This is a genomic window from Pseudomonas vranovensis DSM 16006 (genome assembly GCF_000425805.1).
In the GTDB taxonomy this organism is placed as follows: Bacteria; Pseudomonadota; Gammaproteobacteria; order Pseudomonadales; family Pseudomonadaceae; genus Aquipseudomonas; species Aquipseudomonas vranovensis.
Map to the genome: position 1 here is coordinate 332,827 of NZ_AUED01000003.1, position 13,474 is coordinate 346,300.

The window sequence follows — 13,474 nt, forward strand, 5'->3', positions numbered from 1 at the left end:
TTACCTCTTGCGAATTTGAATGAAAGCTTGGCGCCGCGTTATTTAAGGGCGGCTGCGTACAGGTCGGGCTTGAAGCCCACCAGGGTCCGCGCGCCGAGGTCGAGCACCGGGCGCTTGATCATCGACGGTTGGGCCAGCATCAGTTCGATGGCCTTGGCCTGGTCGAGGTCGGCCTTCTGAGCGTCGTCGAGCTTGCGGAAGGTAGTGCCGGCACGGTTGAGGACGGTTTCCCAGCCGTGTTCGTTACACCAGCGGGTCAGGCTGTCACGGTCAATGCCTTGGGTCTTGTAGTCGTGAAAGTCGTAGCCCAGGCCTTTGTCTTCCAGCCAGGTACGGGCTTTCTTCATGGTGTCACAGGCCTTGATTCCATAAAGGTGCAATGGCTTGTCGCGGTTGATCATGTCTTGCCCCTCCTGGGAAAAAATGGTGAAGGATTATGCCACGGTCAACCGGTTTGGGTTGGCCTTGCCTAGGCACTTTGTAGCATTGTGTTACAGGTTTCGGCAGCCTCTGCGACTTTTGTGCAGCGGTGTGCCAGCAGCCTGAACGGCTACTATGTCGTTTCAATGGCAAGCCCTGCCCGGGCCATGTATGCCGTTGATTGCGCATGAATTGAACAGGAACACGCCGTATGCAATCAGCCTACACCGTTCTCATCCTGCTGATGCTGGTGAGTGTCTCCAAGCTCGTGGGTCGGGTAATTCCACTGCCGCTGCCGCTGGTACAGATCGGCGCCGGCGCCTTGCTGGCATGGCCGACCCTGGGGTTGCACGTGGCCCTGGACCCAGAACTTTTCCTCTTTCTGTTCCTGCCGCCTTTGCTGTTTGCCGATGGTTGGCGCATGCCCAAGCGTGACCTGTGGCGCTTGCGGGGTCCGATCCTGACACTGGCTGTTGGCCTGGTGCTGTTCACTGTGGTGGGGGCCGGCTATTTCATTCACTGGATCTTGCCGAGCATTCCGCTGCCGGTGGCTTTTGCCCTGGCGGCTGTATTGTCGCCGACCGACGCCGTAGCGGTATCGGCCATTGCCCAGGATCGCTTGCCAACCCCGCTGATGCACATGCTTCAGGGCGAAGCCTTGATGAACGATGCCACCGGCCTGGTGACCTTCAAGTTCGCCCTGGTGGCGGCGATTACCGGGGCGTTCTCGCTGGCGCAGGCCAGTCTTACCTTCGTTCTGGTGGCGGTGGGTGGCCTGGCGATTGGTGTTGCGCTGAGTTGGTTGGTAGGGCGCTTGCGCGCCTGGATGATCGCGCGCGGTTGGGATGATCCGGCCACCCACGTAGTGTTCATGTTGCTGCTGCCGTTTGCCGCCTATGTGCTGGCCGAGCGCCTTGGCGCCTCCGGGATTCTCTCGGCGGTGGCGGCGGGGATGATGCAGAGCTGGCTCGACCTGCTGCCGCGCCAGACCAGCACCCGGTTGCTCAACCGCAGTGTCTGGTCGCTGCTGGAGTTCAGTTTCAACGGCTTGATCTTCCTGCTGCTGGGCCTGCAATTGCCGGACATCATCAAGGCCGTCACCAGCCATGAGGCGTCGCTGTGGCCGACCCTGTTGTGGCGCTGCCTGGATGTGGTGGCGATCTTTGCGGTGCTGGTGGTGCTGCGTTTTGTCTGGGTGCAGGGCGTGTGGCGCCTGATCGGCATGGTCCGCCGCTGGCGCGGCAAGAAGGACTTGGTGGAGGTACCCAATGCACGTTCCTGCTGGCTGCTGACCATTGGCGGTGTACGCGGGGCCGTGACGCTGGCCGGTGTCATGTCGGTGCCGCTGCTGATCAGCGCCGGCACTGCATTCCCGGAAAGGGACCTGCTGATCTTCATCGCCGCGGGGGTCATTTTGCTGTCGCTGGTCTCGGCCTGTATCGCCTTGCCGATTTTGTTGCGTGGGGTGCCCAAGAGTCCGGATGACACGTTGCGTCAGGAAGCCAAGGATGCCTGGCGGCGCACGGCTGAAGCTGCAATCCATGCCCTGGAAGCCGAAGAGCTGGCCGAGCCCGGGTCCCCGCAGGATGCGGCTCAGGCAGCGCTGGCGGCAGAACTCAAGGCGCGTTTGATGGCCGAGTACCGGCATCAACTGGACACCTTCAATGACAATGCCGAGGCCCAGGCCCTGGCCGAACAGATGGACCAGTTGGAGCGGCGCTTGCGGTTGCGTGCGCTGCGGGCGCAGCGGCTGGAGCTGTACAGGCTGCACCGGCATCACCAGGTGGGTGATGATGTAGTGCGCGAAGTGCTGGGGGAGCTGGACTTGAGCGAGGCGAACCTGGGGGCAGTTAAATGATTCGCTTGGCAAACCCGCTCCTACGGTAGGAGCGGGCGTACCCCGCGATAACTTACTTCTTCAAGAAGTCGCGAATCCGCTCAGCGGCTTCCACGCATTCGGCCAGCGACGCAACCAGCGCCATGCGCACGCGGCCGGCCCCTGGGTTGATGCCATTCACTTCACGGGACAGGTAAGAGCCAGGTACGACGGTCACGTGCTGGGTCTTGTACAGGTCGCGGCAGAACTCGGCATCGTCACCCGGCACCCTGGCCCAGAGATAGAAGCCGCCGTCCGGGCGCTGCACGTCGAGCACCGGCGCCAGAATTTCCAATACCGCATCGAACTTCTCGCGATACAGGTCGCGGTTGGCCAGTACGTGCTCCTCATCGTTCCAGGCCGCAATGCTCGCCAGTTGGGTCTGGATGGGCATGGCGCAGCCATGGTAGGTGCGGTACAGCAGGAACGGCTTGATGATCTCGGCGTCACCGGCGACGAAGCCCGAGCGCAGGCCCGGCAGGTTGGAACGCTTGGACAGGCTGTGGAATACCACGCAACGCTTGAAGTCGCTGCGACCCAGCTCGACGCAGGCGCTGAGCAGGCCAGGCGGCGGAGTTTGCTCATCGAAGTACAGTTCGCTGTAGCACTCATCGGCAGCAATCACGAAATCGTGCTCATCAGCCAGGGCAATGAGCTTTTTCAGGGTTTCCATCGGCACCAGGGCGCCGGTGGGGTTGCCGGGCGAGCACAGGAACAGGATCTGGCAGCGTTTCCATGTTTGCGCCGAGACGGCGTCGAAGTCCGGGTTGAAACCGTTGCTGTCGAGGCAGGGCAGGTAGTGCGGGGTGGCGCCGGCCAGCAGGGCCGCACCTTCGTAGATCTGGTAGAACGGGTTGGGGCTGATCACCAGGCCGTCTGCGTCGCGGTTGACCACGGCCTGGGTGAAGGCGAACAGGGCTTCACGGGTGCCGTTGACCGGCAGCACGTGTTTGTCGGCATCCAGCCAGCCGCTGGGCACCTTGAAGCGACGCTCGCACCAGCGGGTGATGGCCTGGCGCAGGGCTGGAAGGCCAGCAGTCGTGGGGTAGACGGCCATCTGCTGCAGGTTGTCGGCCAGTGCCTGGGCGACGAAGGCCGGCGATTCATGCTTGGGCTCACCGATCGACAGGGCAATGGCGCGTTTGTCGGCGGCTGGCTGAACGCTGCCGAGCAATGCACGCAGTTTCTCGAACGGGTAAGGCTGAAGCTGAAGCAAATCGGTGTTCATCGGCGCAAGGTCTCGTCAAACGTTAAATGGTCAGGCGGGAAATCGGTGCCGCGGCGGCCTGGTCGACGCGCAATTGCTCGACAATGGCATCCTGCAGGCGGCTGCACAGCTGGGGGTCGGACAGCGGCTGGTTGTCGGCGTCGGTAATGAAGAAAACGTCTTCGACCCGTTCACCGAGGGTGGCAATCTTGGCATTTTGCAGCGACAGGTCGAACTCCAGGAAGATCTTGCCGATCCGCGCGAGCAGGCCCGGGCGGTCGGGGGCGCTGAGCTCGAGGATGGTGACCGGCCGCTGGGCGTCGTTGTGGATGGTGACCTGCGGCGCAAAGGTGAAGTGCTTGAGCTGGCGCGGCACGCGACGCTTGATGATGGTCGGGTAATCATCCGGGTTGCGCAGGGCGTCGGTCAGGCCGTCGCGAATCTCCTTGACCCGCTGCGGATTGTCGCCGATCGAGCCACCATCGTTGTCGAGCACAATATAGGTGTCGAGGGTGAACTGGCTGCTGGAGGTGATGATGCGGGCGTCGTGGATGTTCAGGTTGAGCTGGTCCATGGCCGCTACGGTCACGGCGAAGAAATCGTGCTGGTCGGGGGCATAGATGAAGATCTGCGTGCCGCCTTCGAACTCGCGCTGGGTGGTTTCCTTGATCAGCACCAGCGGGCCGCCGTCGGCCGGCTGCTGCAGGATCGCGTCGCTGTGCCAGGCCACGTCGGCGGCGGTATGGCGCAGGAAGTAGTCGTCACCCAGTTGCGCCCAGAGCTGCTCGACGTCGTCCGGGTCGGTGCCCTCGCGGATGAGAATGTCCAGGGCGGCACTCTGGGTCTGGCGGATCTGCTCTTCGCGGTCCAGTGGGTTCTCAAGGCCGCGGCGCAAGGCGCGCTTGGTCTCGGTGTAGAGCTGGCGCAAGAGGCTTGCACGCCATGAGTTCCACAGGCTCGGGTTGGTGGCGTTGATATCGGCCACGGTCAGCACGTAGAGGTAATCCAGGCGGGTTTCGTCACCCACCAGTTGTGCAAAATCGTGGATCACCTGTGGATCGGAGAGGTCCTTGCGCTGGGCGGTGGTCGACATCACCAGGTGATGCTGCACCAGCCAGACGATCAGGCGGCTGTCCCACACCGGCAACTGGTGGCGTACGCAAAAGGCCTGGGCGTCGACGGCGCCAAGCTCGGAGTGGTCGCCCTGGCGCCCCTTGCCGATGTCGTGATAGAGCCCGGCCAGGTAGATCAGTTCAGGCTTGGGCAGTCGGCCCATGAGCTTGCTGGCCAGCGGGAATTTCTCGGACACCGGGGTGTACTGTAGTTTGCGCAGGTGCTTGATCAGGTTCAGGGTGTGGGCGTCGACCGTATAGATGTGGAACAGGTCGTGCTGCATCTGCCCGACGATCAGGCCGAACTCCGGCAGGTAACGGCCGAGGATGCCGTAGCGGTTCATGCGCCGCAGGTTGCGGTGAATGCCGATCTCGCACTTGAACAGCTCGATGAACAGGCTGGTGTTGCGAATGTCGTTGCGAAAGTCGTCGTCGATCAGGTGCCGGTGTTCGCGCAGCAGGCGAATGGTGTCGGCACGCACACCTTTGATTTCCGGGTGTTGCGCCATCAGCACGAAGATTTCCAGCATGGCGAATGGCGTACGCTTGAACACGTTCGGCCTGACCGCCTCGATGTAGCCGTCATGCAGGCGGAAGCGAGCGTTCAGTGGCTGGGTATTGCCACTGTCGTCGTCGAGGATGACCTCCTCGAAGTGCTGGATGATCAGGTCGCTGAGCTCGGCGATGCTCATGACCACCCGGTAGTATTGCTGCATGAACTGCTCGATGGCCCGCTTGGGGTTCTCATCGGTAAAACCCAGCAAGCTGGCAATACTGCGCTGGTGGTCGAACAGCAAGCGGTCCTCGGCGCGGCCCGCCAGCATGTGCAAGGCGTAGCGCACTTTCCACAGGAACTCCTGGGAGGAGGCCAGCAGGGCATTCTCGCTTTCCAGCAGGAAGCCTTCACCGGCCAGGGCGTGCAGGTTGAGGGTGCCGTATTGGCGACGGGCGATCCAAAGCACGGTCTGGATGTCGCGCAGCCCGCCTGGTGAGCCCTTCACGTTGGGCTCAAGGTTGTATTCGGTGTCGTTGTACTTGTGGTGCCGGGCCTTCTGTTCCGCGCGTTTGGCCAGGAAGAACTCCTTGCTCGGCCACATGTGCGCGGTGCTGGTGACCTCGAGCATGCGCTGGCGCAAGTGCTCGGGGCCGGCGATGGTGCGACTTTCCATGAGGTTGGTGACCACGGTCAGGTCGGCACGCGCTTGCTCTGCACATTCCTCGACCGAGCGCACGCTCTGGCCCACTTCCAGGCCGATGTCCCAGAGTAGGGTCAGGAAGCGTTCGATCGAGTCGCGAAACACTTCATGGTCGGCACTGTCGAGCAGGATCAGCAGGTCGATGTCGGAGTGCGGGTGCAGTTCGCCGCGCCCGTAGCCACCGGTGGCAATCAGGGCGATATCGGCGTCTTCGCTCCAGGTGAACTGGTTCCAGGCCTGCTGCAGGATGTTGTCGACGAACCAGGCGCGGTCCTCGATCAGCCGGCGGATCTCGCGGTTGTCGCGAAAGCGCTTGTCGAGCACTTCGCCCGCCTGGCGGATGGCCTTCTTGAAGGCAGCGATGGGGCTAGCCTTGAGGGCCAGTTCCGCCTGGAACTGGCCGCGATCGAACAGCTCGGGATCCACCTGGGGCATCGAGTCACTTTCCTGTTTGAATCAGGCCGACGTGCGGGGAATGGTGTCGTCTTTACGCAGGGTGAAGATCTCGTAGCCAGTGGCAGTCACCACCAGGGTGTGTTCCCACTGCGCCGAGAGCTTGCGGTCCTTGGTGATGGCGGTCCAGCCGTCGCCCAATACCTTGGTGTCGGCGCGGCCCTGGTTGATCATCGGCTCGATGGTGAAGGTCATGCCTTCCTTGAGCTCCATGCCGGTGCCGGCACGGCCATAGTGCAGGATCTGCGGCTCTTCGTGGAACACCTTGCCGATACCGTGACCGCAGAACTCGCGAACCACCGAGAAGCCGTTCTTTTCAGCGTGCTTCTGGATCACTTCGCCGATGTCGCCCAGGCGGCAGCCCGGCTTGACCAGCTCGATGGCCTTGTACATGCATTCCTGGGTGACCTGGGACAGGCGCTCGGCCCAGACCGGCACGTTGCCGACGTGGAACATGCGGCTGGTGTCGCCGTGGTAGCCATCCTTGATGACGGTCACGTCGATGTTCAGCGTGTCACCGTCCTTGAGCGGCTTGTCGCCGGGGATGCCGTGGCATACCACGTGGTTGACCGAGGTGCAGATCGACTTGGGAAAGCCCTTGTAGTTCAGCGGCGCCGGGATGGCCTTCTGGACGTTGACGATATAGTCGTGGCACAGGCGGTCGAGCGCTTCGGTGGTGACACCGGGCTTGACGTGCTCTTCGATCATCTCCAGGACTTCGGCGGCCAGGCGGCCGGCGATACGCATCTTTTCGATGTCTTCGGCGGTTTTGATGGTTACGGTCATTGCAGGCTCTCTACGGCGCTGGGATGCGCGAATAAACTGAGGAAAGGCCGGATTCTACCAGAGCACTGCCCACTCAGGCGGCTATGGCGCTGATACAGCCTTTATATAGAGGCATTCTGGCGCGATTGTGGCGCCGGTGCAAAAGGCGCTGACGACCGATGTTATTTCGGGTTCCGTTTGCCCTGCTTCTGTGATATAAAATGCGCCGCTTTGCGGGGATAGCCCCGAAAGCTTAAACCCACACACGTGTCGACACGATGACCTGGGTGCTTCGGATCACAGGTCCGGGGTTGGTCATTGGGATACGTGGAGGCCCAACCCGACTTATCAAGGAACTATCATGTCCCAAGTCAACATGCGCGATATGCTGAAGGCCGGTGTGCACTTCGGTCACCAAACCCGTTACTGGAATCCGAAAATGGGCAAGTACATTTTCGGCGCGCGCAACAAGATTCACATCATCAACCTTGAAAAAACCCTGCCAATGTTCAACGACGCACTGACTTTCGTCGAGCGTCTGGCCCAGGGCAAAAACAAGATTCTGTTCGTCGGCACCAAGCGTTCCGCTGGCAAGATCGTTGCTGAAGAAGCAGCACGTTGCGGTTCGCCGTACGTCGATCACCGCTGGTTGGGTGGCATGCTGACCAACTACAAGACCATCCGTGCTTCGATCAAGCGTCTGCGCGACCTGGAAACCCAGGCCGAAGATGGCACTTTCGCCAAGCTGACCAAGAAAGAAGCCCTGATGCGCACCCGTGATCTGGAAAAACTGGATCGCAGCCTGGGCGGTATCAAGGACATGGGCGGCCTGCCTGATGCGCTGTTCGTGATCGACGTTGACCACGAGCGCATCGCTATCACCGAAGCCAACAAGCTGGGCATCCCGGTCATCGGCGTTGTCGATACCAACAGCAGCCCAGAAGGCGTTGACTACATCATCCCAGGTAACGATGACGCCATCCGCGCTATCCAGCTGTACATGGGTTCGATGGCTGACGCCGTTATCCGTGGTCGTAACAATGTTGCCGGCGGCACCGAAGTTTACGCGGAAGAAGCAGCACCAGCTGCTGAGTAATTGACGCCTGGCGTCTACTCGGCACGCAAAAAGGGGGCTAGGCCCCCTTTTTGCCACCTTGAAATCCTCTTGTCAGCATCGCCGTTGCAACCTTGTCAGGGCATGAGTGCTGGTGAGTGGATTTACAGAATTGAACGCCCGTCAAGTATCGGGTGGAATGGTTGAAAACCTATCCAAGAGGAATTTGAAATGGCAGCAATTACTGCAGCGCTGGTCAAAGAACTGCGTGAGCGTACTGGCGAAGGCATGATGGATTGCAAGAAGGCCCTGGAAAAGGCCGGCGGCGACATCGAAAAAGCCATTGACGACATGCGCGCTTCGGGCGCCATCAAGGCCGCTAAAAAGGCTGGCAACGTTGCCGCTGAAGGCGCTATCGCCATCAAGGCCGACGACAAGGCCGCTGTCCTGCTGGAAGTCAACTCGCAGACCGACTTCCTGGCCCTGCAAGACGACTTCAAGAACTTCGTCGCTGAAAGCGTTGAACAAGCTTTCGCCGAGAAGCTGACCGATGCCGCTCCGCTGATCGCTGCTCGCGAATCGGCTCGTGAAGCACTGGTCGCCAAAGTAGGCGAGAACGTCAACATCCGTCGCCTGGTGCGCGTTGAGGGTGACGTTGTCGGTACCTACCTGCACGGCAACAAGATCGGTGTTGCTGTTGTCCTGAAGGGTGGCGACGTCCAGCTGGCCAAAGAAATCGCCATGCACGTAGCGGCAAGCAACCCAGAGTTCCTGCTGCCATCGGAAGTCTCGGCTGAGGCGATCGAGCGTGAGAAGAACGTCTTCCTGACCCTGAACGAAGAGAAGATCAAGGGCAAGCCTGAGAACATCGTCGAGAACATGGTCAAAGGCCGTATCTCGAAGTTCCTGGCCGAAGCCAGCCTGGTCGAGCAAGCGTTCGTCATGAACCCGGAAATCAAGGTCGGTGAACTGGCCAAGAAAGCCGGCGCTGAAATCGTTTCCTTCACCTACTTCAAAGTAGGCGAAGGCATCGAGAAGCCAGTCGACAACTTCGCTGAAGAAGTTGCTGCTCAACTGGCTGCTGCCAAGCAGTAAGACAGAGTCAAATCTGTCGCCCCGAAGAGGCTGCCCGCTCACGCGCGCAGCCTCTTTGTCAAAGCGGGAGTGGTTTACGAGACCGCCTTTCGCTGGCGCAGTCGCTGCGCCACGCTTAGAGTTACGCGCGGGCTGAGAACAGCCCGCAAGATTTTTACAAACGCCGCAGGAGAGATTCGCAATGGCTCAGCAGGGCAGTGGTTATCAAGCTCGCTATAAACGCATTCTACTCAAACTGAGCGGCGAGGCCCTGATGGGCTCGGAAGAATTCGGGATCGACCCCAAGGTCCTGGATCGCATGGCGCTGGAAGTCGGCCAGCTGGTCGGCATCGGTGTTCAAGTAGGCCTGGTGATCGGTGGTGGCAACCTGTTCCGTGGCGCGGCGCTCAGTGCAGCCGGCATGGATCGCGTCACTGGCGACCACATGGGTATGCTGGCCACCGTCATGAACGGTCTTGCCATGCGTGATGCGCTGGAACGCGCGAACATCACCGCTATCGTCATGTCGGCAATTTCCATGGTAGGCGTGACCGATCACTACGATCGCCGCAAAGCCATGCGCCACCTGAACGCCAAAGAAGTTGTAATCTTCGCTGCCGGCACCGGCAACCCGTTCTTTACCACTGACTCCGCCGCTTGCCTGCGCGCCATCGAAATCGATGCCGACGTGGTATTGAAGGCAACCAAGGTCGATGGTGTATACACTGCAGATCCATTCAAAGACCCGCATGCCGAGAAGTTCGATCATCTGACCTACGATGAAGTGCTGGATCGCAAGCTGGGCGTGATGGACCTGACGGCAATCTGCCTGTGCCGCGACCACAAGATGCCGCTGCGCGTCTTCAACATGAACAAGCCTGGCGCCCTGCTGAACATCGTGCATGGCGGCGCTGAAGGAACTCTGATCGAGGAAGTTCAAAAATGATCAACGAAATCAAGAAAGACGCCCAAGAGCGTATGCAGAAATCGCTGGAGTCCCTGGCGCAGGCCTTCAGCCGTATTCGTACCGGCGCGGCCAACCCACAGATCCTGGCTGGCGTCCAGGTGCCTTACTACGGTGCCGACACCCCGATCAATCAGGTTGCCAACGTCACTGTAAAGGACGCCCGCACGCTGCAAGTGGTCGCTTTCGAGCGCAACATGCTGGCCGCAGTAGAGAAAGCCATCCTCAATTCGGGCCTGGGTTTCAACCCGACCAACCTGGGTGAGCTGCTGCTGATCTCGATGCCGGCACTGACTGAAGAAACCCGCAAGGGTTTCACCAAGCAGGCCCGTGACGCAGCCGAAGATGGCCGCATTGCCGTGCGTAACATTCGTCGTGACGCGTTGAGCCAGCTCAAAGACCTGGTCAAAGAGAAAGAAATCAGCGAAGACGAAGAACGTCGCGCCGCCGATGACATCCAGAAGCTGACCGACAAGTTCGTGGCTGACATCGAAGTTGCTGTGAAGCAGAAAGAAAAGGACCTGATGGCCGTTTAAGGGTCGGGACTTTTTTGATGGAAAAGACCAAGCAGGGTGTATCCCCATCGGTGCCGCGCCATGTCGCGATCATCATGGATGGGAATAATCGCTGGGCGAAAAAGCGCCTGTTGCCCGGTGTAGCCGGGCACAAGGCAGGCGTTGATGCGGTGCGCGCGGTCATCGAGGTGTGCGCCGAGGCCAAGGTCGAGGTACTGACCCTGTTCGCCTTCTCCAGCGAAAACTGGCAACGACCGGCCGACGAGGTCGGTGCGTTGATGGAGCTGTTCTTCTCGGCCTTGCGCCGGGAAGCCAAGCGCCTCAACGACAACAACATCTGCCTGCGTATCATTGGTGATCGCTCACGCTTTCATCCCGAGCTGCAGGCTGCCATGCGTGAGGCCGAGGCGCTGACCGCAGGCAACAACCGCTTTATCCTGCAGATCGCCGCCAACTACGGCGGACAATGGGATATTGCCCAGGCCGCCCAGCGCCTGGCGCGCGAAGTTCAGGCCGGTCATCTGCGTCCTGACGACATCACCCCGGAACTGTTGCAAACCTGTCTGGCGACTGGCGACCTGCCGTTGCCTGACCTGTGCATCCGTACTGGTGGCGAGCATCGCATCAGCAACTTCCTGTTGTGGCAGCTGGCCTACGCCGAGCTGTACTTCTCCGACCTGTTCTGGCCGGACTTCAAACACGAGGCCATGCGCAAAGCGCTGGCCGATTATGCTTCGCGCCAGCGCCGCTTCGGTAAAACCAGCGAGCAGGTCGAGGCTGGAGCCCGTGCTTAATGCTTAAACAACGCATCATCACTGCGCTGATCCTGCTACCGATTGCCCTGGGCGGCTTCTTTCTCCTCGATGGGGGGGACTTTGCCCTGTTCATCGGGTTGGTGGTGAGTCTTGGTGCCTGGGAGTGGGCGCGTCTGGCAGGCCTGGCAGCTCAAGCGTTTCGTGTCGCCTACGCCGCCGTGGTGGCCGGCTTGCTCATGCTGCTTTACCTGATGCCAGACCTTGCGCCCTGGGTGCTGGGTGCTTCGGTGCTGTGGTGGGGTGGGGCGACCTGGCTGGTGCTGACCTATCCGCGAACCAGCGAGCTTTGGTCCAGTGTTGCCTGCCGCCTGCTGATCGGCTTGTTGATCCTGTTGCCGGCCTGGCAAGGCCTGGTGCTGCTCAAGCACTGGCCGTTGGGTAACTGGCTGATCATGGCGGTCATGGTGCTGGTCTGGGGTGCTGACATTGGCGCCTACTTCTCCGGCCGGGCCTTCGGCAAGCGCAAGCTGGCGCCACAGGTCAGCCCGGGCAAAAGCTGGGAGGGTGTCTACGGCGGCCTCGCGCTGAGCCTGGTGATCACCGCAGTCGTAGGTGTGAGCCGCGACTGGAGTTTCGGTGAGCTGCTGCTTGGCCTGCTGGGTGCTGCTGTCGTGGTGTTGGTGTCGGTGGTCGGTGACCTGACCGAAAGCATGTTCAAGCGTCGCTCCGGGATCAAGGACAGTAGCAACCTGCTGCCGGGTCATGGTGGCGTTCTGGATCGTATCGACAGCCTGACCGCGGCCATTCCGCTGTTTGCGGTGCTGCTGTGGGCAGCCAACTGGGGCGTGATGTGAGCAGCGTGCAGCGTATTACCGTACTTGGGGCTACCGGCTCCATCGGCATGAGCACCCTGGATGTCATTGGTCGTCATCCCGAGCGCTATCAGGTGTTCGCGCTGAGTGGTTACTCACGGCTCCAGGAGCTGCTTGCGCTCTGCCTGCGGCATGCGCCGAGCTTTGCCGTGGTGCCCGGCGCCGAGGCGGCGCAGCAGTTGCGCGCAGGCCTGGCGGCGGCCGGGTCGGCCACCGAAGTGCTCGAAGGCGAAGCCGGGTTGTGCCAGGTCGCCTCGGCACCTGAGGTCGATACGGTGATGGCGGCCATTGTGGGGGCAGCGGGCTTGCGTCCGACCTTGGCGGCAGTCGAGGCTGGCAAGAAGGTCTTGCTGGCCAACAAGGAAGCATTGGTGATGTCCGGTGCGCTGTTCATGCAGGCAGTGCAGCGCAGTGGCGCCGTACTCCTGCCCATCGACAGTGAGCACAACGCGATTTTCCAGTGTTTGCCAAGCGACTATGCGCGCGGTCTGTCCCAGGTCGGTGTGCGGCGCATCCTGCTGACCGCCTCGGGCGGGCCGTTTCGCGAAACGCCATTGTCGGCCCTGGCCGAGGTCAGTCCGGAGCAGGCCTGTGCCCACCCTAACTGGTCGATGGGCCGCAAAATTTCGGTCGATTCGGCCAGCATGATGAACAAGGGGCTGGAGCTGATCGAGGCCTGCTGGCTGTTCGATGCGCGGCCGAGCCAGGTTGAAGTGGTGGTACATCCCCAGAGTGTCATTCACTCGCTGGTTGACTACGTCGACGGTTCGGTGCTGGCCCAGTTGGGTAACCCGGACATGCGCACGCCAATTGCCAATGCGCTGGCCTGGCCGCAGCGGATCGATTCCGGTGTCGCGCCGCTGGACCTGTTCGCCATCGCGCGCCTGGATTTCCAGGCCCCCGATGAGCAGCGGTTTCCGTGCTTGCGCCTGGCGCGCCAGGCCGCTGAAGCGGGCAACAGTGCGCCGGCGATGCTCAATGCCGCCAACGAAGTGGCGGTGGAGGCATTTCTCCAGCGGCGCATCCGCTTCCCGGAGATCGCGAGTATGATCGAACAAGTGCTTGATCAGGAGCCGGTCGTGGCGGTGCAGACGCTCGACGCGGTGTTTGCCGCCGACCAGCGTGCGCGGCAACTGGCCGGGCAATGGTTGAGTCATCACGGGCGCTGAGGCCAGGCGCACTGCGTCAGGCCCGGCTGCGCTGAACGTCAT

Annotated in this window: 12 protein-coding genes; 8 read left to right on the forward strand and 4 right to left on the reverse strand. The window is 61.2% G+C overall.

Going from position 1 to position 13,474, the window contains the following annotated elements; translation table 11 throughout:
* Positions 1 to 38: 38 nt before the first annotated feature.
* Entirely contained in the window at positions 39 to 401 is a 363-nt protein-coding gene (locus H621_RS0108520) for an ArsC family reductase (protein WP_028942982.1), read from the reverse strand.
* A gap of 230 nt (positions 402 to 631) precedes the next feature.
* Here H621_RS0108520 and H621_RS0108525 point away from each other — a divergent pair, with 230 nt between their 5' ends.
* A complete protein-coding gene (locus H621_RS0108525) occupies positions 632 to 2,278 on the forward strand; it encodes a Na+/H+ antiporter (RefSeq protein ID WP_028942983.1) in 1,647 nt (548 codons plus the stop codon).
* A 52-nt stretch (positions 2,279 to 2,330) separates the two neighbouring features.
* Here the strand turns inward: H621_RS0108525 and dapC are convergent, their stop codons facing one another.
* The 3 genes from dapC to map are packed head-to-tail and all read right to left on the reverse strand — an operon-like array spanning position 2,331 to position 7,050.
* Entirely contained in the window at positions 2,331 to 3,524 is a 1,194-nt protein-coding gene (dapC, locus tag H621_RS0108530; protein WP_028942984.1) for a succinyldiaminopimelate transaminase, read from the reverse strand.
* 22 nt (positions 3,525 to 3,546) lie between these two features.
* The gene (locus H621_RS0108535; protein ID WP_028942985.1) at positions 3,547 to 6,246 is read right to left on the reverse strand and encodes a [protein-PII] uridylyltransferase; all 2,700 of its coding nucleotides are present in this window, start codon (positions 6,244 to 6,246) and stop codon (positions 3,547 to 3,549) included.
* Between the two features lie 21 nt (positions 6,247 to 6,267).
* Positions 6,268 to 7,050: a type I methionyl aminopeptidase gene (map, locus tag H621_RS0108540; RefSeq protein WP_028942986.1), complete on the reverse strand. Its 783-nt coding sequence runs from the start codon at positions 7,048 to 7,050 to the stop codon at positions 6,268 to 6,270.
* Between the two features lie 340 nt (positions 7,051 to 7,390).
* On the opposite strand from map, the gene rpsB reads away from it, so the two are divergent.
* The 7 genes from rpsB (at position 7,391) to ispC (ending at position 13,432) form a co-directional block, all read left to right on the forward strand.
* Positions 7,391 to 8,125 (forward strand): 30S ribosomal protein S2, encoded by a 735-nt coding sequence (rpsB, locus tag H621_RS0108545; protein ID WP_028942987.1) that lies wholly within the window; start codon positions 7,391 to 7,393, stop codon positions 8,123 to 8,125.
* Positions 8,126 to 8,314: 189 nt separating this feature from the next.
* Positions 8,315 to 9,178, forward strand: coding sequence for a translation elongation factor Ts (tsf, locus tag H621_RS0108550; protein ID WP_028942988.1), 864 nt, complete (start codon positions 8,315 to 8,317; stop codon positions 9,176 to 9,178).
* Positions 9,179 to 9,359: 181 nt separating this feature from the next.
* A complete protein-coding gene (gene pyrH, locus H621_RS0108555) occupies positions 9,360 to 10,103 on the forward strand; it encodes a UMP kinase (RefSeq protein ID WP_008094912.1) in 744 nt (247 codons plus the stop codon).
* Positions 10,100 to 10,657 (forward strand): ribosome recycling factor, encoded by a 558-nt coding sequence (frr, locus tag H621_RS0108560; RefSeq protein ID WP_028942989.1) that lies wholly within the window; start codon positions 10,100 to 10,102, stop codon positions 10,655 to 10,657. Before pyrH ends, frr begins: the two co-directional genes overlap by 4 nt.
* Before the next feature lie 17 nt (positions 10,658 to 10,674).
* Positions 10,675 to 11,430 (forward strand): polyprenyl diphosphate synthase, encoded by a 756-nt coding sequence (gene uppS / locus H621_RS0108565; protein ID WP_028942990.1) that lies wholly within the window; start codon positions 10,675 to 10,677, stop codon positions 11,428 to 11,430.
* Complete coding sequence (locus tag H621_RS0108570; protein ID WP_028942991.1) at positions 11,430 to 12,245, forward strand: phosphatidate cytidylyltransferase; 816 nt, start codon at positions 11,430 to 11,432, stop codon at positions 12,243 to 12,245. Before uppS ends, H621_RS0108570 begins: the two co-directional genes overlap by 1 nt.
* On the forward strand, positions 12,242 to 13,432 hold the full coding sequence (gene ispC, locus H621_RS0108575) for a 1-deoxy-D-xylulose-5-phosphate reductoisomerase (protein WP_028942992.1): 1,191 nt from the start codon (positions 12,242 to 12,244) through the stop codon (positions 13,430 to 13,432). Before H621_RS0108570 ends, ispC begins: the two co-directional genes overlap by 4 nt.
* The last annotated feature ends 42 nt before the right edge of the window (positions 13,433 to 13,474 follow it).

Bases quoted from the DNA above. Each gene is read 5' to 3' on its own strand.
- H621_RS0108520 (WP_028942982.1), bottom strand. From the start codon at position 401: ATGATCAACCGCGACAAGCCATTGCACCTTTATGGAATCAAGGCCTGT.
- H621_RS0108525 (WP_028942983.1), top strand. From the start codon at position 632: ATGCAATCAGCCTACACCGTTCTCATCCTGCTGATGCTGGTGAGTGTC.
- dapC (WP_028942984.1), bottom strand. From the start codon at position 3,524: ATGAACACCGATTTGCTTCAGCTTCAGCCTTACCCGTTCGAGAAACTG.
- H621_RS0108535 (WP_028942985.1), bottom strand. From the start codon at position 6,246: ATGCCCCAGGTGGATCCCGAGCTGTTCGATCGCGGCCAGTTCCAGGCG.
- map (WP_028942986.1), bottom strand. From the start codon at position 7,050: ATGACCGTAACCATCAAAACCGCCGAAGACATCGAAAAGATGCGTATC.
- rpsB (WP_028942987.1), top strand. From the start codon at position 7,391: ATGTCCCAAGTCAACATGCGCGATATGCTGAAGGCCGGTGTGCACTTC.
- tsf (WP_028942988.1), top strand. From the start codon at position 8,315: ATGGCAGCAATTACTGCAGCGCTGGTCAAAGAACTGCGTGAGCGTACT.
- pyrH (WP_008094912.1), top strand. From the start codon at position 9,360: ATGGCTCAGCAGGGCAGTGGTTATCAAGCTCGCTATAAACGCATTCTA.
- frr (WP_028942989.1), top strand. From the start codon at position 10,100: ATGATCAACGAAATCAAGAAAGACGCCCAAGAGCGTATGCAGAAATCG.
- uppS (WP_028942990.1), top strand. From the start codon at position 10,675: ATGGAAAAGACCAAGCAGGGTGTATCCCCATCGGTGCCGCGCCATGTC.
- H621_RS0108570 (WP_028942991.1), top strand. From the start codon at position 11,430: ATGCTTAAACAACGCATCATCACTGCGCTGATCCTGCTACCGATTGCC.